This window comes from Desulfocurvus thunnarius, assembly GCF_055390965.1.
Map to the genome: position 1 here is coordinate 3,079,408 of NZ_AP042411.1, position 20,224 is coordinate 3,099,631.

35 protein-coding genes are annotated in these 20,224 nt (G+C 66.3%); all 35 read left to right on the forward strand.

Annotated features, from left to right (window positions below):
- Positions 1–5: 5 nt before the first annotated feature.
- The gene (gene rpsJ / locus ACZ5KV_RS13455; RefSeq protein ID WP_028587362.1) at positions 6–323 is read left to right on the forward strand and encodes a 30S ribosomal protein S10; all 318 of its coding nucleotides are present in this window, start codon (positions 6–8) and stop codon (positions 321–323) included.
- Positions 324–338: 15 nt separating this feature from the next.
- Positions 339–983 carry a 50S ribosomal protein L3 gene (rplC, locus tag ACZ5KV_RS13460; protein ID WP_464239813.1) on the forward strand — a complete coding sequence of 215 codons (645 nt, stop codon included), beginning with the start codon at positions 339–341 and terminating at the stop codon, positions 981–983.
- Between the two features lie 4 nt (positions 984–987).
- Positions 988–1,608 (forward strand): 50S ribosomal protein L4, encoded by a 621-nt coding sequence (gene rplD, locus ACZ5KV_RS13465; RefSeq protein ID WP_464239814.1) that lies wholly within the window; start codon positions 988–990, stop codon positions 1,606–1,608.
- Positions 1,608–1,898 carry a 50S ribosomal protein L23 gene (gene rplW, locus ACZ5KV_RS13470; protein WP_464239815.1) on the forward strand — a complete coding sequence of 97 codons (291 nt, stop codon included), beginning with the start codon at positions 1,608–1,610 and terminating at the stop codon, positions 1,896–1,898. The genes rplD and rplW overlap by 1 nt, the downstream gene beginning before the upstream one ends.
- A gap of 2 nt (positions 1,899–1,900) precedes the next feature.
- Entirely contained in the window at positions 1,901–2,731 is an 831-nt protein-coding gene (gene rplB, locus ACZ5KV_RS13475; protein WP_464239816.1) for a 50S ribosomal protein L2, read from the forward strand.
- Positions 2,732–2,740: 9 nt separating this feature from the next.
- Positions 2,741–3,022 carry a 30S ribosomal protein S19 gene (rpsS, locus tag ACZ5KV_RS13480; RefSeq protein WP_291497044.1) on the forward strand — a complete coding sequence of 94 codons (282 nt, stop codon included), beginning with the start codon at positions 2,741–2,743 and terminating at the stop codon, positions 3,020–3,022.
- A 16-nt stretch (positions 3,023–3,038) separates the two neighbouring features.
- A complete protein-coding gene (gene rplV / locus ACZ5KV_RS13485) occupies positions 3,039–3,371 on the forward strand; it encodes a 50S ribosomal protein L22 (protein ID WP_464239817.1) in 333 nt (110 codons plus the stop codon).
- Between the two features lie 9 nt (positions 3,372–3,380).
- The gene (rpsC, locus tag ACZ5KV_RS13490) at positions 3,381–4,022 is read left to right on the forward strand and encodes a 30S ribosomal protein S3 (RefSeq protein WP_464239818.1); all 642 of its coding nucleotides are present in this window, start codon (positions 3,381–3,383) and stop codon (positions 4,020–4,022) included.
- Positions 4,023–4,436 carry a 50S ribosomal protein L16 gene (rplP, locus tag ACZ5KV_RS13495; protein WP_291497050.1) on the forward strand — a complete coding sequence of 138 codons (414 nt, stop codon included), beginning with the start codon at positions 4,023–4,025 and terminating at the stop codon, positions 4,434–4,436.
- 1 nt (position 4,437) lies between these two features.
- Positions 4,438–4,632, forward strand: coding sequence for a 50S ribosomal protein L29 (rpmC, locus tag ACZ5KV_RS13500; RefSeq protein WP_291497052.1), 195 nt, complete (start codon positions 4,438–4,440; stop codon positions 4,630–4,632).
- A gap of 3 nt (positions 4,633–4,635) precedes the next feature.
- Positions 4,636–4,902, forward strand: coding sequence for a 30S ribosomal protein S17 (gene rpsQ / locus ACZ5KV_RS13505; RefSeq protein ID WP_291497054.1), 267 nt, complete (start codon positions 4,636–4,638; stop codon positions 4,900–4,902).
- Positions 4,903–4,911: 9 nt separating this feature from the next.
- A complete protein-coding gene (gene rplN, locus ACZ5KV_RS13510) occupies positions 4,912–5,280 on the forward strand; it encodes a 50S ribosomal protein L14 (RefSeq protein WP_028587351.1) in 369 nt (122 codons plus the stop codon).
- Positions 5,281–5,289: 9 nt separating this feature from the next.
- Complete coding sequence (gene rplX, locus ACZ5KV_RS13515) at positions 5,290–5,613, forward strand: 50S ribosomal protein L24 (protein WP_464239819.1); 324 nt, start codon at positions 5,290–5,292, stop codon at positions 5,611–5,613.
- A gap of 10 nt (positions 5,614–5,623) precedes the next feature.
- On the forward strand, positions 5,624–6,163 hold the full coding sequence (gene rplE / locus ACZ5KV_RS13520; protein WP_464239820.1) for a 50S ribosomal protein L5: 540 nt from the start codon (positions 5,624–5,626) through the stop codon (positions 6,161–6,163).
- Between the two features lie 13 nt (positions 6,164–6,176).
- Positions 6,177–6,362, forward strand: a complete 186-nt coding sequence (locus ACZ5KV_RS13525) for a type Z 30S ribosomal protein S14 (protein ID WP_291497062.1) — start codon at positions 6,177–6,179, stop codon at positions 6,360–6,362.
- Positions 6,363–6,380: 18 nt separating this feature from the next.
- Positions 6,381–6,764 carry a 30S ribosomal protein S8 gene (gene rpsH / locus ACZ5KV_RS13530; protein WP_464239821.1) on the forward strand — a complete coding sequence of 128 codons (384 nt, stop codon included), beginning with the start codon at positions 6,381–6,383 and terminating at the stop codon, positions 6,762–6,764.
- A 12-nt stretch (positions 6,765–6,776) separates the two neighbouring features.
- The gene (rplF, locus tag ACZ5KV_RS13535; RefSeq protein ID WP_464239822.1) at positions 6,777–7,316 is read left to right on the forward strand and encodes a 50S ribosomal protein L6; all 540 of its coding nucleotides are present in this window, start codon (positions 6,777–6,779) and stop codon (positions 7,314–7,316) included.
- A 9-nt stretch (positions 7,317–7,325) separates the two neighbouring features.
- Positions 7,326–7,685, forward strand: a complete 360-nt coding sequence (rplR, locus tag ACZ5KV_RS13540) for a 50S ribosomal protein L18 (protein ID WP_464239823.1) — start codon at positions 7,326–7,328, stop codon at positions 7,683–7,685.
- Positions 7,686–7,701: 16 nt separating this feature from the next.
- Entirely contained in the window at positions 7,702–8,241 is a 540-nt protein-coding gene (gene rpsE, locus ACZ5KV_RS13545) for a 30S ribosomal protein S5 (RefSeq protein WP_291497070.1), read from the forward strand.
- Between the two features lie 15 nt (positions 8,242–8,256).
- Positions 8,257–8,433 carry a 50S ribosomal protein L30 gene (gene rpmD / locus ACZ5KV_RS13550; protein WP_291497072.1) on the forward strand — a complete coding sequence of 59 codons (177 nt, stop codon included), beginning with the start codon at positions 8,257–8,259 and terminating at the stop codon, positions 8,431–8,433.
- Entirely contained in the window at positions 8,433–8,882 is a 450-nt protein-coding gene (gene rplO, locus ACZ5KV_RS13555; protein WP_464239824.1) for a 50S ribosomal protein L15, read from the forward strand. The genes rpmD and rplO overlap by 1 nt, the downstream gene beginning before the upstream one ends.
- Positions 8,883–8,887: 5 nt before the next feature.
- Positions 8,888–10,204 (forward strand): preprotein translocase subunit SecY, encoded by a 1,317-nt coding sequence (gene secY / locus ACZ5KV_RS13560; protein WP_464239825.1) that lies wholly within the window; start codon positions 8,888–8,890, stop codon positions 10,202–10,204.
- 3 nt (positions 10,205–10,207) lie between these two features.
- Positions 10,208–10,975, forward strand: a complete 768-nt coding sequence (map, locus tag ACZ5KV_RS13565) for a type I methionyl aminopeptidase (protein WP_464239826.1) — start codon at positions 10,208–10,210, stop codon at positions 10,973–10,975.
- A 77-nt stretch (positions 10,976–11,052) separates the two neighbouring features.
- Positions 11,053–11,166, forward strand: a complete 114-nt coding sequence (gene rpmJ, locus ACZ5KV_RS13570; protein ID WP_028587340.1) for a 50S ribosomal protein L36 — start codon at positions 11,053–11,055, stop codon at positions 11,164–11,166.
- A gap of 17 nt (positions 11,167–11,183) precedes the next feature.
- Positions 11,184–11,555, forward strand: coding sequence for a 30S ribosomal protein S13 (gene rpsM / locus ACZ5KV_RS13575; RefSeq protein WP_464239827.1), 372 nt, complete (start codon positions 11,184–11,186; stop codon positions 11,553–11,555).
- A 40-nt stretch (positions 11,556–11,595) separates the two neighbouring features.
- Positions 11,596–11,985, forward strand: a complete 390-nt coding sequence (gene rpsK / locus ACZ5KV_RS13580; RefSeq protein WP_291497084.1) for a 30S ribosomal protein S11 — start codon at positions 11,596–11,598, stop codon at positions 11,983–11,985.
- A gap of 27 nt (positions 11,986–12,012) precedes the next feature.
- Complete coding sequence (gene rpsD, locus ACZ5KV_RS13585; protein WP_464239828.1) at positions 12,013–12,639, forward strand: 30S ribosomal protein S4; 627 nt, start codon at positions 12,013–12,015, stop codon at positions 12,637–12,639.
- Between the two features lie 13 nt (positions 12,640–12,652).
- Positions 12,653–13,696 (forward strand): DNA-directed RNA polymerase subunit alpha, encoded by a 1,044-nt coding sequence (locus ACZ5KV_RS13590; protein ID WP_464239829.1) that lies wholly within the window; start codon positions 12,653–12,655, stop codon positions 13,694–13,696.
- Positions 13,686–14,162 (forward strand): 50S ribosomal protein L17, encoded by a 477-nt coding sequence (rplQ, locus tag ACZ5KV_RS13595; protein ID WP_464239830.1) that lies wholly within the window; start codon positions 13,686–13,688, stop codon positions 14,160–14,162. The genes ACZ5KV_RS13590 and rplQ overlap by 11 nt, the downstream gene beginning before the upstream one ends.
- Before the next feature lie 250 nt (positions 14,163–14,412).
- Positions 14,413–15,315, forward strand: a complete 903-nt coding sequence (locus ACZ5KV_RS13600) for a selenium metabolism-associated LysR family transcriptional regulator (protein WP_464239831.1) — start codon at positions 14,413–14,415, stop codon at positions 15,313–15,315.
- 44 nt (positions 15,316–15,359) lie between these two features.
- Entirely contained in the window at positions 15,360–16,409 is a 1,050-nt protein-coding gene (gene selD / locus ACZ5KV_RS13605; RefSeq protein WP_464239832.1) for a selenide, water dikinase SelD, read from the forward strand.
- A gap of 33 nt (positions 16,410–16,442) precedes the next feature.
- A complete protein-coding gene (locus ACZ5KV_RS13610; protein ID WP_464239833.1) occupies positions 16,443–18,011 on the forward strand; it encodes an ASKHA domain-containing protein in 1,569 nt (522 codons plus the stop codon).
- Between the two features lie 27 nt (positions 18,012–18,038).
- Positions 18,039–18,728 carry a lipoyl(octanoyl) transferase LipB gene (gene lipB, locus ACZ5KV_RS13615; RefSeq protein WP_464239834.1) on the forward strand — a complete coding sequence of 230 codons (690 nt, stop codon included), beginning with the start codon at positions 18,039–18,041 and terminating at the stop codon, positions 18,726–18,728.
- Positions 18,673–19,539, forward strand: coding sequence for a lipoyl synthase (gene lipA, locus ACZ5KV_RS13620; RefSeq protein ID WP_464239835.1), 867 nt, complete (start codon positions 18,673–18,675; stop codon positions 19,537–19,539). The genes lipB and lipA overlap by 56 nt, the downstream gene beginning before the upstream one ends.
- A gap of 78 nt (positions 19,540–19,617) precedes the next feature.
- Positions 19,618–20,169, forward strand: a complete 552-nt coding sequence (locus tag ACZ5KV_RS13625) for a DUF2059 domain-containing protein (RefSeq protein ID WP_464239836.1) — start codon at positions 19,618–19,620, stop codon at positions 20,167–20,169.
- Positions 20,170–20,224 lie beyond the last annotated feature (55 nt).

Consider the following 20,224-nt stretch of genomic DNA (forward strand, 5'->3'; position numbering starts at 1 on the left):
TAATCATGGTTTCCATGCAGAGCGATCGCATCAGGATCAAGCTGAAAGCGTACGACTATCGCATTCTGGACAAGGCCGTCTCCGAGATCGTGGACACGGCCCGCAACACGGGTGCGAGCATCGCGGGGCCGATCCCCCTGCCGACCAATATCCACAAGTACACCGTCCAGAAGTCGGTGCACGTGGATAAGAAGTCCCGGGAGCAGTTCGAGATGCGCGTGCACAAGCGCCTGCTCGACATCCTGGAGCCCACCCAGCAGACCGTCGATGCCTTGGGCAAGCTTTCGCTGCCCGCGGGCGTGGACGTTGAGATCAAACTCTAGAACGAGGAATGCATGATGGCTGACACGCTTGGCATCATGGGACGCAAGCTGGGCATGACCCGCATCTTCGGTGACGACGGTACCGCCATTCCCTGCACCGTCATTGCCGCTGGTCCGTGCCCCGTCCTTCAGGTGAAGGACGCTGCGACCACGAAAGACAAATATACGGCCCTGCAGATCGGTTTCGACGAAATCGACGAGAAGAAGATCAACAAGCCCGAGAAGGGCCACCAGGCCAAGGCCGGCCGCGACTACTACCGCTTCCTCAAGGAGCTGCGCATGGACTCCGTGGAGGGGTACGAGCTCGGCCAGGATCTGACGGTGGACATGTTCGCCCCCGGCGAGAAGGTCAAGGTCACCGGCACTTCCAAGGGCAAGGGCTTCCAGGGCGTCATGAAGCGCTGGAACTTCCGCGGCGCCCCGGCTTCGCACGGGCACGAGAAGATCCACCGCTCCCCGGGCAGCGTGGGCATGTGCGCCTGGCCGTCCAAGGTCTTCAAGGGCAAGAAGATGGCCGGACAGATGGGCAACCGCAAGGTGACCTGCCTGAACGTCGAGATTCTCGACGTGCGCCCCGAGGACAACCTGCTGATCCTCAAGGGCCAGGTGCCCGGCCCCAAGAACGGACTGGTCCTCGTCCGCAAGCAGAATCGAGGTTAGCACGATGGCAGTCGTGAAAGTGTATGATCAGGCGAAGAAGGAAGTGGGCGAGCTGACGCTGGCCCCGGAGATCTTCGAGGTCGAGGTCAGGCCCGAGATTCTGAACCTCGTGGTGCGCGCCCAGCGGGCCAAGCTCCGCGCGGGCACCCATGCCACCAAGACCAAGGGTCTGGTGTCCGGCGGCGGGGCCAAGCCCTGGCGCCAGAAGGGCACCGGCCGGGCGCGCGCGGGTTCCAACCGCTCGCCCCTGTGGCCCGGCGGCGGTACGATCTTCGGCCCTCAGCCGCGCAGCTACGAGTTCAAGGTCAACAAGAAGGTGCGCAAGCTCGCTCTGAAGATGGCCCTGTCCTCGCGGATGCTGGAGTCCAGCCTCACGGTGGTCGACCGCATCAAGCTCGAAGCCGTGAAGACCAAGGACTTCGCCCTGGTGGCCAAGACCCTCGGGCTGACAAAAGCCTTGATTGTTCTGCCTGAAGACGATAGCGTCCTCAGTCTTTCTGCGCGGAATATCCCCGGCATCAAGGTGCTGCGCCAGGACATGCTCAACGTGTACGACGTTCTGCGCTACCCCCAACTGGTGCTGTTCCAGGATGCCGCCAGGGCCGTGGAAGAGAGGTTGAAGTAATGGACTACACGCAGATACTCATCAAGCCGCTGATCTCCGAGAAGGCCACTTCCATGAAGGAAGCGGCCAACCAGATCGCCTTCTACGTGCATCCCGATGCCAACAAGATCGAGATTCGCAAGGCGGTGGAGAAGGCATTCGGCGTCAAGGTCGAGGGCGTCAACGTGGTCAAGCGCCGCCCCCGCGCCCGCACCCGCTTCGGTCGCACGGTCGGCACCATGTCCGGCTTCAAGAAGGCGTACGTCACGCTGGCCGAAGGCGAAAAGATCGAACTGTTCGAAGGAGTCTAGGCATGGCCACGCGTAAACTGAAACCCACTTCGGCTGGCCGTCGCTTCCAGACCATCTCCACCTTCGAGGAGATCACCGCGACCACGCCCGAGAAGTCCCTCACCGAGGGGCTGCGCAAGAAGAGCGGCCGCAACAGCTTCGGGCGCGTCACCGCGCGGCGTCGCGGCGGCGGCCACAAGCGGCTGTACCGGATCATCGATTTCAAGCGCGACAAGGTGGACATCGCGGCCACCGTCGCGACCATTGAATACGACCCCAACCGCAGCGCCCGCATCGCGCTTCTGCACTACGCCGACGGCGAGAAGCGCTACATCCTGGCTCCGCTCGGGGTGAGTGTCGGCGACCAGATCCTGGCCGGCGACAAGGCGGACATCAAGCCCGGCAACGCGCTGGCCCTGGCGCGTATCCCGGTGGGTACCGTGGTTCACAACGTGGAGCTGCATCCGGGCCGCGGCGGCCAGTTCTGCCGCGCGGCGGGCACCTACGCCCAGCTCGTGGCCAAGGAAGGCAAGTACGCCCTCTTGCGCATGCCTTCGGGCGAAGTGCGCAACGTGCTGGCGACCTGCACCGCCACGGTGGGTCAGGTGGGCAACATCCACCACGAGAACATCAGCATCGGCAAGGCCGGTCGCGCCCGCTGGATGGGCAAGCGCCCCGAGGTTCGCGGCGTCGCCATGAACCCGGTGGACCACCCCCTGGGCGGCGGCGAGGGCCGCAGCTCCGGCGGTCGTCACCCCGTGTCCCCCTGGGGTATGCCCACCAAGGGCTACAAGACCCGCAACAAGAAGAAAGCGTCGTCCCGGCTCATCATCAAGCGACGCGGTCAGAAGTAGGAGTAGCCAATGCCCAGGTCGCTTAAGAAAGGTCCGTTCGTCGACGGGCACCTCGTCCGCAAGGTGGACAAGGCCACCGAGAGCGGGGATCGCCGTGTCATCAAGACGTGGTCGCGCCGCTCCACGATCATCCCCGAGATGGTGGGCATGACCTTCGCCGTGCACAACGGCCGGAAGTTCATCCCGGTGTTCGTGACCGAGAACATGGTGGGGCACAAGCTGGGCGAGTTCGCGCCCACGCGCACCTACTTCGGCCACGCCGCCGACAAGAAGAGCAAGGCCAAACGCTAAAGGATAGGTGCCCGTCATGGAAACGAGAGCAATCGCCAAATACGTCCGCCTGTCGCCGCAAAAGGCGCGCCTGGTGGCCCGCAACATCAAGGGCCTGCCGGTCGAGGACGCCATGAATATCTTGCGTTTCACGCCCAAGAAGGCCGCCGAGATGATCGGCAAGGTGCTGCACTCCGCGGTGGCCAACGCCGAGCAACTGCCCGGTGTGGACGTGGACAGCCTGGTGGTCAAGCAGGTGGTGATCGACGAGGGGCCGACCATGAAGCGCATCATGCCCCGCGCCATGGGCCGCGCCAACCGCATCCTCAAACGCACCGCCCACATCACCGTGGTTGTGGAAGAGTCCTAGGAGGCAACCGTGGGACAGAAAGTACATCCGTACGGCTTTCGGCTGGGGTACAACAAGAACTGGACCTCGCGCTGGTTTGCCGGAAAGGACTACGCGGCCAACGTCTTCGCCGATCACCAGATCCGCAAGTTCGTCAAGGAGAAGCTCTTCCAGGCCGGTATCTCCCGCCTGGAGATCGAGCGCGCCGGCGGCAAGATCCGCCTGATCATCCACACCGCGCGTCCGGGCATCGTCATCGGCCGCAAGGGTGCGGAGATCGAGAAGATCCGCGCCGACCTGCGCCACAAGTTCGGCCAGGAGTTCTCCATCGAGGTGAACGAGGTGCGCCGCCCCGAGACCGACGCCCAACTGGTGGCCGAGAACATCGCCCAGCAGCTTGAGCGCCGCGTGGCCTTCCGCCGCGCCATGAAGCGCACGGTGGGCATGGCCCGCAAGTTCGGCGCCGAAGGCATCAAGGTCTTCTGCTCGGGCCGTCTGGCCGGGGCCGAGATCGCCCGCTCCGAGTGGTACCGCGACGGTCGCGTGCCGCTGCACACCCTGCGCGCCGACCTGGACTACGGTCTGGCCACCGCGCGCACGACCTACGGCGTCATCGGCGTCAAGGTCTGGATTTTCAAGGGTGAGATCTTAGACCAAGAGGTGGAGAAGTAAATGCTGACCCCCAGAAGAACCAAATTCCGCAAGCGCATGAAAGGGCGCCTGCGCGGGATGGCCACCCGGGGCAACACGGTTGCCTTCGGAGATATCGGCATCAAGACCCTGGAGCACGGGAAGCTGACCAGCCAGGAGATCGAGGCCGCCCGTATCGCCATGATGCGCCACATCAAGCGCGGCGGTCAGGTCTGGATCCGCATCTTCCCCGACCAGGTCTACACCTCCAAGCCCGCCGAAGTCCGTCAGGGCAAGGGCAAGGGCGCTCCCGCGGGCTACTATGCCCCGGTCAAGCCCGGCCACGTGCTCTACGAGATCAAGGGCGTGAGCATGGAGCTCGCCCGCGAGGCGCTGACCCGCGCCGCGCACAAGCTGTCGGTGAAGACCGCCATCGTCATGAGGGAGGGCCTGTAGGATGAAAGCCAAGGACATGCGTGAGCTTTCCGTCGAGCAGTTGAACGAGAAGCTCAGCGCCTACCGTCAGGAGCTGTTCAACCTCCGCTTTCAGCACGCGACGGCCCAGCTGGAGAACACCCAGCGGATTCCCGCAGTGAAAAAGAACATCGCCCGGATTCTGACCGTTCTCCGGACGAAGGAAGTTGGAGCGTAAGCCATGGAACAACAGGCACAGAGCGCGAACAAGCGGGTGCTGACCGGCATCGTGGTCAGCGACAAGGGCGACAAGACCATCGTCGTGCGCGTCGAGACCCTGATCAAGCACCCCCTGCTCAAGAAGTACATCCGCCGTCGCGGCAAGTTCATGGCCCACGATCCCGAGAATGCGTGCGGCGTGGGCGACAAGGTGCAGATCATCGAGCACCGGCCCCTGAGCAGCCGCAAGCGGTGGCACCTGAAGACCATTTTGGAAAAAGCCGTCTAGGAGTGACCAATGATCCAGGTTGAATCCAATCTCGACGTCGCCGACAACTCCGGCGCCAAACGGGTGGCCTGCATCAAGGTGCTGGGCGGCAGCCGTCGGCGCTATGCGAGTGTGGGTGACATCATCGTGGTGTCCGTCAAGGAGGCCATGCCCCACGCCAAGGTGAAGAAGGGCGACGTGATGAAGGCCGTTGTCGTGCGCACCACCAAGGAAGTGGGCCGCCCCGATGGCACCTACATCAAGTTCGACAACAACTCCGCAGTGCTGCTGAACAAGCAGATGGAGCCCGTGGGCACGCGTATTTTCGGCCCCGTGGCCCGTGAGCTCCGCGCGAAGAACTTCATGAAGATCGTTTCCCTGGCGCCGGAAGTGCTGTAGGAGCTGACCATGCAGAATTACAAGATCCGCAAAGATGACAAAGTGATGGTCATCTCCGGCAAGGACAAGGGGAAGGTCGGCAAGGTGCTCAAGATCCTGCGCAAGAAGGATCGGGTCCTGGTCGAGAAGGTGAATATGGTCAAGCGCCATACCAAGGCCAACCCCTACGCCCAGCAGCCCGGTGGCATCGTGGAGAAGGAAGCCCCCATCCATATCTCCAACGTCGCGCTGATGTGCGACGCCTGCACCAAGCCCACCCGGGTGGGGTACAAGGAAACGACCGACGGCAAGAAGGTTCGTTTCTGCAAGAAATGCAACGAAGTGATCGACTAGGGTGACGAGTATGACACGTCTTGAGAATATCTACCAAGAGAAGGTCGCCCCCGCCCTGCAGAAGGAGTTCGGGTACAAGAGCCCGATGCAGCTCCCGAAGATCAAGTGCGTCAGCCTGAACATGGGGCTGGGCGAGGCGGGCAACAACAACAAGCTGCTTGAGGACGCCGTGGCGGAAATGACCGCCATTGCGGGGCAGCGTGCGGTCACCACCCGCGCCAAGAAGTCCATCGCGAACTTCAAGCTGCGCGAAGGCATGCCCATCGGCTGCCGGGTGACCCTGCGCGGCGACCGCATGTGGGACTTCCTCGACAAGCTCATGAACTTCGCCCTGCCCCGCGTGCGCGACTTCCGCGGCGTTCCGGACCGCGGTTTCGACGGGCGTGGCAACTTCACCATGGGTATCAAGGAGCACACGATCTTCCCCGAGCTGAATATCGACCGCGTCGATCAGGTCAAGGGTATGAACGTGACCATCGTCACCACGGCCCCGACCGACAAGGAAGGGAAGGTGCTGCTCGATCTTTTGGGCATGCCCTTCAAGAAGTAAGGAGGAGTCCGCCTTGTCCCGTAAAGCGCTTTTGAACAAGTCCCAGGGCAAACCCAAGTTTTCGAGCCGCGCGTACAATCGGTGTCCGATCTGCGGACGCCCCCGCGCGTTCCTGCGTCGGTTCGGCATCTGCCGCATCTGCTTCCGCAACAAGGCGCTGGCTGGCGAACTGCCGGGTGTCCGTAAATCGAGCTGGTAATCTCCAAGGAGTTCCATCATGGCAGTGGTTGATCCCATTGCGGATATGCTGACGCGCATTCGCAACGCCCACCAGGCCCTGCACGGCGAGGTGGCCATTCCCCGATCCAAGGTGAAGTCCGCCATTGCGGGCATTCTCAAGGAAGAGGGCTATATCGCCGACTTCAACGAGGACGAGCGCGCTCTGAAGATCGCGCTCAAGTACGAGGGCGGGCGCCCGCTGATCAACGGCATGAAGAAGATCAGCAAGCCCGGACGGCGCGTCTACGTTGCCGCGTCGGACATCCCCCGCGTGCAAAACGGTCTGGGCATCTGTGTTCTGTCCACGTCCCAGGGTGTCCTGGACGGCGAGCGGGCCAAGGCGCAGAACGTGGGCGGCGAACTGCTGTTTGAAGTCTGGTAACGAGGAAGAGTCATGTCCAGAATCGGAAAGCAGCCCATCGCCATCCCTTCCGGGGTGGAAGTGACGATCGGCAAAGATATGATCAATGTGAAAGGCCCCAAGGGCGCCCTGGGAACCCCGGCCCACGAGAAGATTCTCGTGGCCAAGGAGGGCGACCACCTGGTGCTCACCCGCGCCGACGACAGCCGGACCGCCCGGGCCCAGCACGGCCTGCGCCGCACGCTGCTGTCCAACTGCGTGCTGGGCGTGACCAAGGGCTTCGAGAAGGTGCTCGAAGTCGTGGGCGTGGGCTACAAGGTCCAGGTCCAGGGCAAGAACGTGGTGCTCACCGTGGGCTTCTCGCACCCGGTGGAGTTCCCCCTGCCTGCGGGCGTCGAGGCCAAGGCCGAGGGCAACAAGCTCACCCTGACCGGCATCGACAAGCAGGCCGTGGGCGAGGTTGCCGCGCAGATTCGTCGCGTGCGTCCGCCGGAGCCTTTCAAGGGCAAGGGCATCAAGTACGCGGATGAGACCATCCGTCGCAAGGCCGGCAAATCCGGCGCCAAGAAGTAGGGTAAGGCCATGAAGCTTTCGAAGAAAGACGCGCGTCTGCGCAGGAAGATTCGCATCCGCAAGAAGGTGAACGGCAGCGCCGAGCGCCCCCGGCTGTGCGTGTTCCGCTCCAATGCGCATATCTATGCGCAGCTCGTCGATGACCTGACGGGCTCCACCATCGCCTCCGCCTCCTCCCTGGCCTTCGTCAAGAGCGGCCAGGCGGTCAAGCCGAACAAGGCTGGAGCCGAGGCCGTGGGCCGCGAGATCGCGAAGCTGGCTAAGGAAAAGAACGTCGAGACCGTGGTGTTCGACCGCAACGGCTACCTGTATCATGGCCGTATCAAGGCCTTGGCCGACGGCGCCCGCGAGGGCGGTCTGAAATTCTAAGCTGCGGAAGGGACAAATGGCTATTGAACGCGAACGTAAGGGTCCCCGGAAGGAGGCTCGCAAAGAGCCCCAGGAAGACCTCGGCATCATCGAGAAGATCGTCTACCTGAACCGCGTGGCCAAGGTCGTCAAGGGCGGCCGGCGCTTCAGCTTCAGCGCCCTGGTTGTGGTGGGCGACGGCAAGGGTTCGGTGGGCTACGGCCTGGGCAAGGCCGTCGAGGTTCCCGAGGCCATCCGCAAGGCCAGCGAGCAGGCCAAGAAGACCATGAAGAAGGTCGCGCTGCTCGACGGCACCCTGCCGTATGAGACTCTTGGCCGCTTTGGCGCCGCGCGCGTCATGCTCAAGCCCGCTTCCAAGGGTACCGGCATCATCGCCGGCGGCCCGGTGCGTGCGGTCATGGAGGCCGCGGGTGTCCACGACATCCTGACCAAGGCCATCGGCACCAACAACCCGCACAACGTCCTCAAGGCGACCATGGAAGGCCTGACCTCCCTGCGTAGCGCCGACCAGGTCTCCAGGTTGCGCGGGAAGAAAGTCGAAACGCCCAGGAAGTAGCAGGGGAGACGCGACATGGACACCATCAAGGTTACGCTGGTGAAAAGCCTGATCGGCTGTTCCCCCAAGCAGCGCGCCACCGTGCACGCCCTGGGCCTGCGCAAGATCCGCCAGGTGAAGGAACTGCCCAAGAACGACGCCGTGCTCGGCATGGTCGAGAGAATCAACCATCTCGTCGAGGTTGTGGAATAATGAGACTGCACGAACTGTATCCGTATCCGGAAGAGAGCCGTGATCGCAAGCGCGTTGGCCGCGGCCACGCCTCCGGCCAGGGCGGCACCTCCGGCAAGGGCCACAAGGGCCAGAACGCCCGCTCCGGCGGCAGCCGTCCCGCCCGCTTCGAGGGCGGCCAGATGCCGTTGGCCCGGCGCCTGCCCAAACGCGGCTTCAAGAACGCCCTGTTCCGGGTGATCTACCAGCCGCTGGCTCTGGGCCGCATCGCCGAGGCCTTCGAGGGCCAGGCCGAGGTTTCCCTTGAGGACATCTACGCCAAGGGCCTGGTGCGCCGCGGCGCGCTGGTCAAGGTGTTGGCCGACGGGGAAATCAAGGCTGCCGTCACCGTGGAAGCGCACCGCTTCAGCAAGTCTGCGGCCGACAAGATCGCTGCCGCCGGCGGAACCGCTAAGGCACTGGAAGGGTAAGCGTCGTGGCATTATCCGGGGTTGAGAATCTCGCCAGGCTGCCTGAACTGAAGAAAAGGCTCCTGTGGACGCTCGGTCTGCTGGCGTTCTACCGCGTCGGCATCCATGTTCCCACCCCTGGGGTGGACACCGCCGCGTTGCAGGACTTCTTCGCCCAGGTTTCCAACACGCTGTTCGGCATTTTCAACATGTTCTCGGGCGGGGGGTTGTCCAACTTCTCCATTTTCGCCCTGGGCATCATGCCGTACATCTCGGCGTCCATCATCATCCAGTTGTTGACGGTGGTCAGCCCCGAGCTCAAGCGCCTGGCCAAGGAAGAAGGCGCGGCGGGCCGCAAGAAGATCACGCAGTACACCCGCTACGGCACCGTGCTGATTACCGTGGTTCAGGGTCTGTTCATCGCCATCGGCCTGGAGAACATGCACAGCCCCACGGGCGCGCCCGTGGTGCTGGACGCCGGCTGGGGCTTCCGGCTGACGACCATCATCACGCTCACGGCGGGCACGGTGCTCATCATGTGGCTGGGCGAGCAAATGACCGAGCGCGGCATCGGCAACGGCATCTCGCTGATCATCTTCGGCGGCATCGTCGCCGGGCTGCCCGCCGGCATCGGCAAGACCTTCCAGCTCATGGGCGCGGGTGAAATCAGCCTGTTCGTGCTGCTGCTCATCGTGGCCTTCATGGTTGCGGTTCTGGGCGGCATCGTGTACATGGAGCGCGCGCAACGGCGCATCCCCATCCAGTACGCCAAGCGGATGGTGGGGCGGCGCATGTACGGCGGGCAGACCACACACCTGCCCCTGCGCGTGAACACCGCCGGCGTCATCCCGCCGATCTTCGCGTCGTCCATCCTGATGTTCCCGGCGACGCTGGCCCAGTTCTCCCAGGTGGACTGGCTGCAGGAAGCCGCCGCGTGGTTCTCGCCCTCGGGCCTGCTGTACAACGTGTGCTTCGTGGCGATGATCGTCTTCTTCTGCTTCTTCTACACGGCGATCATCTTCGACCCGAAGGACATCGCCGAGAACATCAAGAAGCAGGGCGGGTTCATCCCCGGCATCCGGCCCGGCGCCAAGACCCACGAGTACATCGACCGGGTCCTGGCCCGGATCACCCTGTGGGGCGCGCTGTACATCTCGGCGGTGTGCGTGCTGCCCATGGTGCTCATCAGCAAGGTCGGCGTGCCGTTCTACTTCGGCGGCACTTCGCTCCTGATCGTGGTCGGCGTGTCCATGGATTTCATGTCCCAGATTGAGTCCTACCTCATCAGCCGCCAGTATGAGGGGCTGATGGGCAAGCAGGGCAGAATCAAGGGGCGGCGTTAGGCTTTGAAAAAGGTTCGCGGCATCTATATCAAGAACAGTGCGGAAATCGCGCTGATGCGCGAGGCCAACCGCATCGTGTCGGTGGTCCTCGACGCCCTGGGCGAAGCCGTTGCGCCTGGTGTGCCCACCATGCGCTTCGAGGAGATCGCCCAGGACATGTGTCGGCAGTTCGGGGTGCAGCCCGCCTTCCAGGGCTACGGCGGCTTTCCCTATGCGCTGTGCTGCTCTGTGAACGAGGAAGTCGTCCACGGATTCCCCTCCCGGGAGCGCATCCTGCGCGAGGGCGACGTGGTGAGCTTCGACATGGGCGTGGTCTACGAGCGCTTCTACGGCGACTCGGCGCGGACCTTTGCCGTGGGCACGGTGAGCGACGCGGCGCGCGACCTGCTGGACGCGACGCGCGAATCGCTGCACCGGGGCATCGCCCAGGCCCAGCCCGGCAACAACCTGTACGACGTGTCCCGCGCCGTGCAGGAGTTCGTCGAGGCGCGCGGGTACAGCGTTGTCCGGCGCTTTGTGGGCCACGGCATCGGCCGCAAGCTGCACGAGAAGCCCGAAGTGCCGAACTTCGTGCCCTCGGGCATGGCCGGGCCGGTGCTCAAGCCGGGCATGGTCCTGGCCATCGAGCCCATGGTCTGCGCCGGAACCTGCGAGGTGGAGATACTCGAAGACAAGTGGACAGCCGTAACGAAAGATCGTAAGTTGTCCGCCCATTTCGAGCATACGGTGGCGGTGACCCACGAGGGGCCCGTCGTCCTGAGTGTGAGCTAGCCCGCGGGCGCGTGCCTGGGCAACGAATTCAAGGCCGGAGCGCTTTGCCCGGTTACAATGCAAGTGGAGAACAGGTCATGAAAGTCAGACCCTCGGTCAAGAAGATGTGCCCCAAGTGCAAGGTGATTCGCCGCAAGGGCGTTTTGCGTGTGATTTGCGAAAACCCCCGGCACAAGCAGCGCCAGGGCTAAGGATAAGGGGAATCAAAGTGGCACGCATTGCTGGTATCGAACTGCCCAGGAACAAGCGTCTGGACATCGCCCTGACGTACATCTACGGCATCGGTCGCACCACCGCGCTGCAGATCCTGGACAAGGTCGGCGTGGACTGGAACCAGAACACCGACGACCTCTCGGCTGAGGCCGCCAACGAGATCCGTAAGGAAATCGAGGACAACCACAAGGTCGAGGGCGACCTGCGCCGCGACGTGCAGGCCAACATCAAGCGGCTGATGGACATCGGCTGCTACCGCGGTCTGCGCCATCGGCGCGGCCTGCCGGTCCACGGCCAGCGCACCCACACCAACGCCCGCACCCGCAAGGGCCCGCGCCGCTCGGTGGTGGGCAAGAAGAAAAAGTAGCTGCGGCAGACACATTTCAATAGTACGGAGATGAAGGACAATGGCTAGACCCCGCCGTACCGGCAAGAAGAAGGAAAAGAAGAACGTCCCGGTGGGCATCGCCCACGTTCGTGCTTCCTTCAACAACACGATCATCACCTTCACGGACCTGAAGGGCAACGTGGTCTCCTGGGCCACCGCTGGCGGCATGGGCTTCAAGGGCTCGCGCAAGAGCACGCCCTTCGCCGCCCAGGTTGCCGCGGAGACCGCCGCCAAGAAGGCCATGGAAAACGGCATGCGCACCGTCGGCGTGCTCGTGAAGGGCCCGGGCGCCGGGCGCGAGGCCGCCATGCGCGCCATCAACAACGCTGGCATGAAGGTGTCCTTCATGCGCGACGTGACGCCCATCCCGCACAACGGCTGCCGTCCGCCCAAGCGGCGCCGGGTCTAACCGCCCGACATTTCGGAGGAACCTGTTTTGGCTAGATATACCGACGCGAAATGCCGCATCTGCCGCCGCGAAGGGCAGAAGCTGTTCCTTAAGGGTGACCGCTGCTTCACGGACAAGTGCTCCTACGAGCGCCGTCCCTACGTGCCGGGCCAGCACGGCCGCGGCCGCAAGAAGATCAGCGACTACGCGATCCAGTTGCGCGAAAAGCAGAAGGTGCGCCGCATGTACGGCGTGCTGGAAAAGCAGTTCCGCAGCTACTTCGAGCAGGCCGACATGCAAAAGGGCGTTACCGGCACGAACCTGCTGGCCCTGCTCGAAATGCGCCTGGACAACGTGATCTACCGCATGGGCTTCGCCAACTCGCGCGACCAGGCCCGCCAGCTCGTGCGCCACGGCGTGTTCCAGCTCAATGGACGGCGTGTCAACATTCCCTCCATGCAGGTGAGCCAGGCCGACGTGATCACCGTCCGCGAGGAGAGCCGCAAGATCCCCGTGATCCAGGAGGCTCAGGAAGTGATCGCCCGGCGCGGCTGCCCCGATTGGCTCGAAGTTGACGGTCCGAACCTCAAGGGCACCATCAAGGCCCGCCCGGTGCGCGAGGACATCCAGTTCCCCATCAACGAGCAGCTGATCGTCGAGTTGTACTCCAAATAGCTAGGGAGCCAAGATGATCATCCAAGACGGCGACAAACTGATCAACACGCGCAACTGGTCCGAACTGGTGAAGCCGGAGCAGATTGTCCGCGACTCCAAGAGCACGGGGACCTACGCCAGGTTCACCTGCGAGCCTCTGGAGCGCGGCTTCGGCACCACCATCGGCAACGCGCTGCGGCGCGTGCTGCTGTCCTCCCTGCAAGGGGCGGCGGCGGTTTCCGCCAGGATCGAAGGCGTCCAGCACGAGTTCACCACCATTCCCGGCGTGCTCGAAGATGTGACGGATGTGGTCCTGAACCTCAAGATGGTGCGTTTCGCCATGAGCTCCGAGGAGCCCCAGCGCCTGGTGCTGGAGGCCAACCAGCAGGGCAAGGTGACGGCCGCCGCCATCCGCGAGAACCAGCGCGTGACCGTGCTGAACAAGGACCAGCACATTGCGACCCTGACCGAGGACGTGAAGCTGCGCATCGACCTGGAGATCCGCATGGGCAAGGGCTATGTCCCCGCCGACATGCATGAGGACGTTTCCGACGAGATCGGCCTCATCCGGCTGGACGCCAGCTACTCGCCCGTGAAGAAGGTCGCCTATACGGTGGAGCAGGCCCGCGTGGGCCAGATGACCAACTACGACAAGCTCGTCCTCGAAGTGTGGACCGACGGTTCCGTTTCGCCCGAGGATGCCGTGGCCTACAGCGCCAAGATCCTCAAGGACCAGCTCACGGTGTTCATCAACTTCGATGAGCAGACCTCCGACGAGGACCGCTCGCAGCCCGGCGGGTGCGACAGCGTCAACCCGAACCTGTTCAAGGGCATCGACGAGTTGGAACTCTCCGTGCGCGCCACGAATTGCCTGAAGAGCGCCAACATCCGCACCGTCGGCGAACTGGTGCAGCGCTCCGAGGGCGAGATGCTCAAGACCAAGAACTTCGGGCGCAAGTCCCTCGACGAGATCAAGCGCATCCTGGCCGACATGGGCCTGGAATTCGGCATGACCGTTGACGGCTTCCAGGAACACTACGAGGACTGGCTGAAGAGGAAGGAAAGCGATGAGGCATAGAAAAAGCGGACGAAAGTTCAACCGCACCAGTTCCCACCGCAAGGCCATGTTCCGCAATATGGCCAAGTCGCTGATCGTCTACGGGCGCATCCGCACCACCGAGAAGCGGGCCAAGGAACTGCGCGGTGTGGTGGAGCGGCTGGTGCGTTACGCGCTGCAGAACGATGTCCCGGCGCGGCGCGAGGCCTACAAGGTCCTGGGCAACCATTCGTTGGTCAAGAAGCTGTTCGACGAGATCGGCCCGCAGTTCGCCGGGGTTCCCGGCGGCTACACCCGCGTGCTGAAGCTCGGCCTGCCGCGCGTTGGCGACAGCGCGCCCATGGCCGTGATCGAGTTCTCGCGCTCGGCCGATCAGCCCGCCGCTGCGGAGAAGCCTGCCAAGGCCGCCAAGGCCGAGCCCAAGCCCGCCAAGGCGGAGCCCAAGGCCGAGGCCGAACCCGCCGCCGCGGAGAAGGCCGCCGAATAGGCTATAGCCTTTTTCGATGGAAAACGATAAGAAGACAGGCCGTAAGGCCTGTCTTTTTTTCTGCCCGGCTGCCGGGCATTGCGCCTTGCCCCATGTTCCGGCTGCGCGGCAGGCCCCGACGTTGGCCCTGGCCTGCCCGGCGCGCCACGCCGAGCCGAGAGCCCCGGGCAGGTGCGGCCAGGGTCGGCCCGGGCGATCCCGCCCGGCGGCGGATCGCCACGCAGGGTGCCAACCAAACAGGGTGGAGCGGATGGACATACGACGCCTGGAAGCCTTCGCCAAGGTCTATGAGATGCGCAGCTTCTCCAAGGCCGGGCAGGAGCTCTATCTTTCGCAGCCGACCATCTCGGCCCACGTCTCGGCCCTGGAAGCCGAACTCGAGGTGCGCCTGTTCGACCGCCTGGGCCGCAGCATCCTGCCCACCCAGGCCGCCGAGGTTCTCTATCGCCATGCCCAGGACATCTTCGCCCGCGTGGCCTCGGCCCGCGCCGAGATACAGCTCCTCCAGGAGCGCGTGGCGGGCGATCTGGCCGTGGGCGGCAGCACCATCCCCGCCCACTACGTGCTGCCCTCGTTGCTGGCGCGCTTCGTGCGCCAGCATCCCGAGGTGCGCGTGGACCTGCGGGTGGGCGATTCCCAGAGCATCGTGCGCCGCCTGCTGGAGGGCGAGGAGCTGGTGGCCATGGTCGGCGCCGCCGGAGACCATCCGGACCTCGCGTTCGAGCCCATCCTGCGCGACGAACTGGTGGTCCTGGGCCCGGTGGAAGGCCCGGCGACGGCCGCGCCCCAGTGCACGCCCCGGGATCTGCTGGCCCTGCCCTGGGTGGTGCGCGAGCCCGGCTCGGGCACGCGCCGGGCCTTCGAGCAGGGCTTGGCGCGCACGGGCGTGGACCCGCGCGAACTGAAAACGGCCCTGACCGTGGAAAGCACCCAGGCCGCCCTGGCCTGCGTGCGCGCGGGCCTGGGGCTCACGGCCACCTCGCGCCTGGCCGCCCGGCCCCTGCTGGAAGCCGGGCAGGTGCGCGAGGTGCGCGTGTCCGGGCTGGACATGGAGCGCAATTTCTACCTCGTCTCCCATGCCCGGCGGCACCAGTTCCCGGTCATGCGCTATTTCATCGAATTCCTGCGCAAGGAGTGCAGCCTGAGCCGCTAGGCCGGGCGCCCTCGCGCCGCACGGACAACCAAAGGAGCCCGGCCATGAGCGACACGCCCCGGCTGGTGGATACCGTCAAAGCGGCCGGTTGAGCCGCCAAGATCGCTCCCGGGGACCTGGAGCGAGTGCTTTCGGCGCTGCCGGTGCGCCACGACCCCCGGCTCATCGCCGGGCAGGCCGTGGGTGAAGACGCCGCAGTGGTCCGTTTCCCCGCCGGTCGCGCCCTGGTGCAGACCGTGGACTTCTTTACGCCCATCGTCAACGATCCCTACCGGTTCGGCCAGATCGCCGCGGCCAATGCCCTTTCGGACGTGTACGCCATGGGCGGCGAGCCCCTGGCGGCCATGAACATCGTCTGTTTCCCGGCCAAGACCATGCCTTTGGAAATCCTTCAGGAAATTTTGCGCGGGGGCTACGACAAGGTGTTGGAGGCCGGGGCCGTTCCGGCGGGCGGGCACAGCGTGGAGGGCACCGAAATCAAGTACGGTCTGGCCGTGTCGGGGACCATCGATCCCGACCGCGTGGCCACCAACGCGGGCCTGCGCCCGGGCGACCATCTGGTGCTGACCAAGGCCCTGGGCACGGGCGTGCTGGCCACGGCCGTCAAGGGCCGCTGGGAGGGCGCCGAGGAACTGGAACGCCTGGTATGGGAAACCGCCGGGCGCCTGAACGCCGTGGGCGGCGCGGTGATCCGCGAGTTGGGCCTGCGCGGCGCCACGGATGTGACCGGCTTCGGCCTGGGCGGGCACCTGCTGGAAATGTGCCGCGCCTCGGAGCTGGACGTGGAGCTGGACGTGGCCGCCGTGCCCCTGCTGCCCCAGGCCCTGGAGCTGGCGGGCATGGGCCTCGTGCCCGCCGGAAGCCACGCCAACCGCCATTTCTGTTCTTCGCGGGTCCAGGTCGGGCCGGACGTGCCCCCGGTGCTTACGGACCTGATGTTCGACGCCCAGACCTCGGGCGGGCTGGTGCTGGCCGTGCCGCCGGACCTGTTGGAGCGCGCCCGGGCCTTGCTGCTGGCCGGGGGCGACCTGGCCGCCGTGGTCGGGCGCGTGCGCCCCGCCGCCGGAGCCAAAGGGCGGCTGTATCTGCGTTGATTTTTCGCCCTGCCCCGAAGCACCAAGGACGCCATGAGCCCCGCTGAAACCATCGCCGTCACCGACGCCTCCGGGCGCACCCTGGCCCTGCCCGCCGACCCGGCCCTGACCCTGGCCCAGGCCGCCTACCTGAGCGGACACTGGCCCGCCCCGGCGTTGTGCTCGGGCCTGGGGCGCTGCGGGCGCTGCCGGGTGCGCTTCCTCGCCGCGCCGCCCGCGCCCGTGCCCGGCGAGGACGAGGTGCTGACCGCGCGGGAGCTGGCCGACGGCTGGCGCCTGGGCTGCCGCCACGCGGCCCTGCCGGGCGCGGCGGTGCTGCTGCCCGCGCCCGGCCGCCCGGCCCCGGCGTCCGCCCCCGTCTGCCCGCCCCAGGACAGCCCGGCCCTGGCCCTGGCCGTGGACCTGGGCACCACGACCATCCATTGGCAGGCCCTGGGGCCGGACGGCGCGCCCGTGGCCGAGGGGGCCCTGCTGAACCCGCAGATGGGCGCGGGCAGTGAGGTCATGTCGCGCCTGGCCCTGGCCCGGGGCGGTGCCGCGCCGCGCCTGCGGGCCCTGGTGCTCGACGCGCTGGCCGGGGTGGCCCGCGCGCTGCCCGGGCCGGTGGTGCGCCTGGCCGTGGCGGGCAACCCGGCCATGACCCTGATCCTGCTGGGCCTGCCCGTGGACGGGCTGGCCACGGCGCCGTACCGCCTGGACTACGCGGGCGGGCGCGAGGAGCCCCTGGTGGTCGGCCTGCCCGCAGCCTACGTGCCGCCGCAGCTTGCACCCTTCGTGGGCGGCGATTTGTCCGCCGGGCTGGCGGCTCTGGCCCTGGGGGCCGCCGGGCCCGCTCCCGCCGCGCCCTTCCTGCTGGCGGACATGGGCACCAACGGTGAATTTCTGCTGGCCCTGGCCGACGGCGGGTTGCTGGCCACCAGCGTGCCCCTGGGCCCGGCCCTCGAAGGCATCGGCCTGACCCACGGCAACGTCGCCGGGCCGGGCGCCGTCACGCGCTTCGCCTTCAGCCCCGCCGGGTTGGAGGCCCGGACCCTGGACGGCGCCGCCTCCTCGCGCGCGGCGGGGCTCACGGGCACGGCCTACCTGTCCCTGCTGGCGCATCTGGTGCGCCTGGGGCTGGTCAACGCCCAGGGCCAGTTCCGCCCCGGGGCCACGCCCCTGGGCGCACGGCTGGCCGAGCGCATCGAGGTGCGCGGCGGCGAGCGCGTCTTCACGCTGTTCGACGGGATGGCCCTGTCCGGCGCGGACGTGGAGGAGGTGCTCAAGGTCAAGGCGGCCTTCAACCTCGCCCTGTCGCGGCTTCTGGCCGAAGCGGGCCTGCGCGCCGGGGCCCTGGAGGCCCTGTGTCTGGCCGGAGCCCTGGGCGCCCACGTGGCCGTGGACGACCTGGAGACCCTGGGCTTCCTGCCCGCCGGGCTGGGCGCCCGGGTGCGCGCGGTGGGCAACACCTCCCTGGCCGGGGCGCGCCTGCTGCTCGCCGACCCGCAGGCCCGGGCCTGGGCCGAGGCCCTGCCCGCGCGGGTGCGCGCCCTGGACTTGACGGGCGACCCGGCTTTCGGGCAGGAGTTCGTGGGCCGGATGCGCTTTTCCTTTGTGCCCTAGTGGTCGAATATCCCTGGAGTCCGTGTGATGGAGATCGTGGATCTGGGCCTTGTGCCCTATGGGCAGGCCCAGGAGCGCCAGCTCGAGCGCCACGCCCGGGTGCTGGCCGGACAGGCGCCGGACACGCTGTTCCTGCTGGAGCACCCGCCGGTCATCACCCTGGGCAAGGGCGGGGGGCTGGAGAACCTGCACGTCGCCCCGGAGTTCCTGGCCGCCCGGGGCATCGAACTCGTGCCCGTCTCGCGCGGGGGCAACATCACCTGCCATTTTCCCGGCCAGCTCGTGGCCTACCCCGTGTTCCGCCTGGACCGGCGGCCCGGCGGCGTGCGCAGCTTTTTTCACGACATGGAGGAAGTCGTCATCCGCGCCCTGGCGCGGGTGGGCGTCGCGGCCGGGCGCGTGGAGGGCCGCCCCGGGGTCTGGACGACCTCGGGCAAGATCTGTTCTATGGGCATCGCCGTGAAACGTTGGGTGACCTACCACGGCCTGGCGCTCAACGTGGCCCGCGACACGGCCCTGTTCGACCTGATTACCCTGTGCGGGCTGGCCGACGCGCGGCCCACGTCCGTGCACACCGAATTGAGCGCCCGGGCGGCGGCCGCCTCCGATGCTCCCGCCGACCCCGGCGCCACCGTTTTTCCAGACATGCAGGAGATGAAACATGTCCTCGCCCAGGAGTTCCGCGCGGTGTTCGAGCCGCATTCCCGAGTGGCTTAGGGTCAAGCTGCCCAGCGACCCGGCCTTCGCCCGCACCGGGGGCCTGCTGCGCGACCTGGAACTGAACACCGTCTGCCAGGGCGCCAAGTGCCCCAACATCTACGAGTGCTTCTCGCGCAATGTGGCGACGTTCCTCATCATGGGTCGCCACTGCACGCGCTCGTGCGCCTTTTGCAACATCGGCGCCGGGCGCGTGGAGCCCCTGGACCCCGGCGAGCCCGCCCGCGTGGCCGAGGCCGCCGTGCGCCTGGGCCTGCGCCACGTGGTCATCACCTCCGTGACCCGCGACGACCTGCCCGACGGCGGGGCCGCGCATTTCGCGGCGACCATCGCCGCCGTGCGCGCCCGGCTGCCGTGCTGCACCGTCGAGGTGCTCATCCCCGACCTGCGCGGCGACGCCGACGCCCTGGCCACGGTGGTCGCCGCCGCACCGCAAATCATCAACCACAACGTGGAGACCGTGCCCGAACTGTACGCCGCCATCCGGCCCCAGGCCGAGTTCGAGCGCAGCGTGGAGTTGCTTGTGCGCGTCAAGGCCGCGGGAATCACGTCCAAAAGCGGGCTCATGGTCGGCCTGGGCGAAACCGGCCCCCAGGTCCGGCGCCTGCTGGAGCGCATGGCTGCCGCCGGGGTGGACATCGTGACCATCGGCCAGTACATGCGGCCCAGCGCGGCGCATCCCGAGGTGGTGCGCTGGGTGCCCCCGGCGGAGTTCGACGCCTTCGCCGCCCTGGGGGCGGAGCTGGGCATTCCTCACGTCTACGCCGCCCCGCGCGTGCGCAGTTCGTACAACGCGGCACGTTTCGCCTAGGTTGTTCCGCACCACCCGCGTGCGCGTCCGCTTGCACCACCTGCGGACGGGTACCGGAAACCCGAGGAGAACCACATCATGATCCGTCGCCTTTGTCGTGTTTTCCGCCCGGCCCGGCCCCTGTGGGCGGCGCTGGCGCTGCTTGCCGTCCTGCCCCTGGCGGCCCTGGCCCCGGCGCCGCGCGCGGCCCTGGCCGCCCCCGCCAGCCAGGAGGATCTGGTCCGTCTGGCGGAAGTTTCGGGCGGCACGCAGATGGCCGCCGAAATGTTCGGCCTCATGCAGCAGCAGATGGTCGTGACCCTGCGCAAGCAGCATCCCGACCTGCCGGATTACGTGTTCACCACGGTTCAGGAGGAGTTTCAGCGCGAGCAGGGCGCCTTCGTGCGGGCGGTGGCCGTTGCCGTCGGCCAGGTCTGGGGCCGCTACCTGAGCGCGGGGGAGGTCCGCGAGATGATCGAGCTTTATCAGCGTCCGGTGATGCGCAAGGCCGTGGGGCTCATCCCCCAGGTCATGCGCGACAGCCAGCAGGTGGGCGCCAAGGTCGGCATGGACATGGCCGGACGCGTGCTGCCCCGCGTCTTCCAGCGCCTGAAGGATGAACACGGGCTGGACCTGCGTACAAAGAAGTGATGCCGGGCGGCCCGGCGGCGGAGGGGGCACTCCCCCCGTGCGGGGCAAACGAAAA

Excerpts from the sequence above, each read along its gene's own strand:
- rpsJ (WP_028587362.1), top strand. The coding sequence starts at position 6 with ATGGTTTCCATGCAGAGCGATCGCATCAGGATCAAGCTGAAAGCGTAC.
- rplC (WP_464239813.1), top strand. The coding sequence starts at position 339 with ATGGCTGACACGCTTGGCATCATGGGACGCAAGCTGGGCATGACCCGC.
- rplD (WP_464239814.1), top strand. The coding sequence starts at position 988 with ATGGCAGTCGTGAAAGTGTATGATCAGGCGAAGAAGGAAGTGGGCGAG.
- rplW (WP_464239815.1), top strand. The coding sequence starts at position 1,608 with ATGGACTACACGCAGATACTCATCAAGCCGCTGATCTCCGAGAAGGCC.
- rplB (WP_464239816.1), top strand. The coding sequence starts at position 1,901 with ATGGCCACGCGTAAACTGAAACCCACTTCGGCTGGCCGTCGCTTCCAG.
- rpsS (WP_291497044.1), top strand. The coding sequence starts at position 2,741 with ATGCCCAGGTCGCTTAAGAAAGGTCCGTTCGTCGACGGGCACCTCGTC.
- rplV (WP_464239817.1), top strand. The coding sequence starts at position 3,039 with ATGGAAACGAGAGCAATCGCCAAATACGTCCGCCTGTCGCCGCAAAAG.
- rplP (WP_291497050.1), top strand. The coding sequence starts at position 4,023 with ATGCTGACCCCCAGAAGAACCAAATTCCGCAAGCGCATGAAAGGGCGC.
- rpmC (WP_291497052.1), top strand. The coding sequence starts at position 4,438 with ATGAAAGCCAAGGACATGCGTGAGCTTTCCGTCGAGCAGTTGAACGAG.
- rpsQ (WP_291497054.1), top strand. The coding sequence starts at position 4,636 with ATGGAACAACAGGCACAGAGCGCGAACAAGCGGGTGCTGACCGGCATC.
- rplN (WP_028587351.1), top strand. The coding sequence starts at position 4,912 with ATGATCCAGGTTGAATCCAATCTCGACGTCGCCGACAACTCCGGCGCC.
- rplX (WP_464239819.1), top strand. The coding sequence starts at position 5,290 with ATGCAGAATTACAAGATCCGCAAAGATGACAAAGTGATGGTCATCTCC.
- rplE (WP_464239820.1), top strand. The coding sequence starts at position 5,624 with ATGACACGTCTTGAGAATATCTACCAAGAGAAGGTCGCCCCCGCCCTG.
- rpsH (WP_464239821.1), top strand. The coding sequence starts at position 6,381 with ATGGCAGTGGTTGATCCCATTGCGGATATGCTGACGCGCATTCGCAAC.
- rplF (WP_464239822.1), top strand. The coding sequence starts at position 6,777 with ATGTCCAGAATCGGAAAGCAGCCCATCGCCATCCCTTCCGGGGTGGAA.
- rplR (WP_464239823.1), top strand. The coding sequence starts at position 7,326 with ATGAAGCTTTCGAAGAAAGACGCGCGTCTGCGCAGGAAGATTCGCATC.
- rpsE (WP_291497070.1), top strand. The coding sequence starts at position 7,702 with ATGGCTATTGAACGCGAACGTAAGGGTCCCCGGAAGGAGGCTCGCAAA.
- rpmD (WP_291497072.1), top strand. The coding sequence starts at position 8,257 with ATGGACACCATCAAGGTTACGCTGGTGAAAAGCCTGATCGGCTGTTCC.
- rplO (WP_464239824.1), top strand. The coding sequence starts at position 8,433 with ATGAGACTGCACGAACTGTATCCGTATCCGGAAGAGAGCCGTGATCGC.
- rpmJ (WP_028587340.1), top strand. The coding sequence starts at position 11,053 with ATGAAAGTCAGACCCTCGGTCAAGAAGATGTGCCCCAAGTGCAAGGTG.
- rpsK (WP_291497084.1), top strand. The coding sequence starts at position 11,596 with ATGGCTAGACCCCGCCGTACCGGCAAGAAGAAGGAAAAGAAGAACGTC.
- ACZ5KV_RS13590 (WP_464239829.1), top strand. The coding sequence starts at position 12,653 with ATGATCATCCAAGACGGCGACAAACTGATCAACACGCGCAACTGGTCC.
- rplQ (WP_464239830.1), top strand. The coding sequence starts at position 13,686 with ATGAGGCATAGAAAAAGCGGACGAAAGTTCAACCGCACCAGTTCCCAC.
- ACZ5KV_RS13600 (WP_464239831.1), top strand. The coding sequence starts at position 14,413 with ATGGACATACGACGCCTGGAAGCCTTCGCCAAGGTCTATGAGATGCGC.
- ACZ5KV_RS13610 (WP_464239833.1), top strand. The coding sequence starts at position 16,443 with ATGAGCCCCGCTGAAACCATCGCCGTCACCGACGCCTCCGGGCGCACC.
- lipB (WP_464239834.1), top strand. The coding sequence starts at position 18,039 with ATGGAGATCGTGGATCTGGGCCTTGTGCCCTATGGGCAGGCCCAGGAG.
- lipA (WP_464239835.1), top strand. The coding sequence starts at position 18,673 with ATGTCCTCGCCCAGGAGTTCCGCGCGGTGTTCGAGCCGCATTCCCGAG.
- ACZ5KV_RS13625 (WP_464239836.1), top strand. The coding sequence starts at position 19,618 with ATGATCCGTCGCCTTTGTCGTGTTTTCCGCCCGGCCCGGCCCCTGTGG.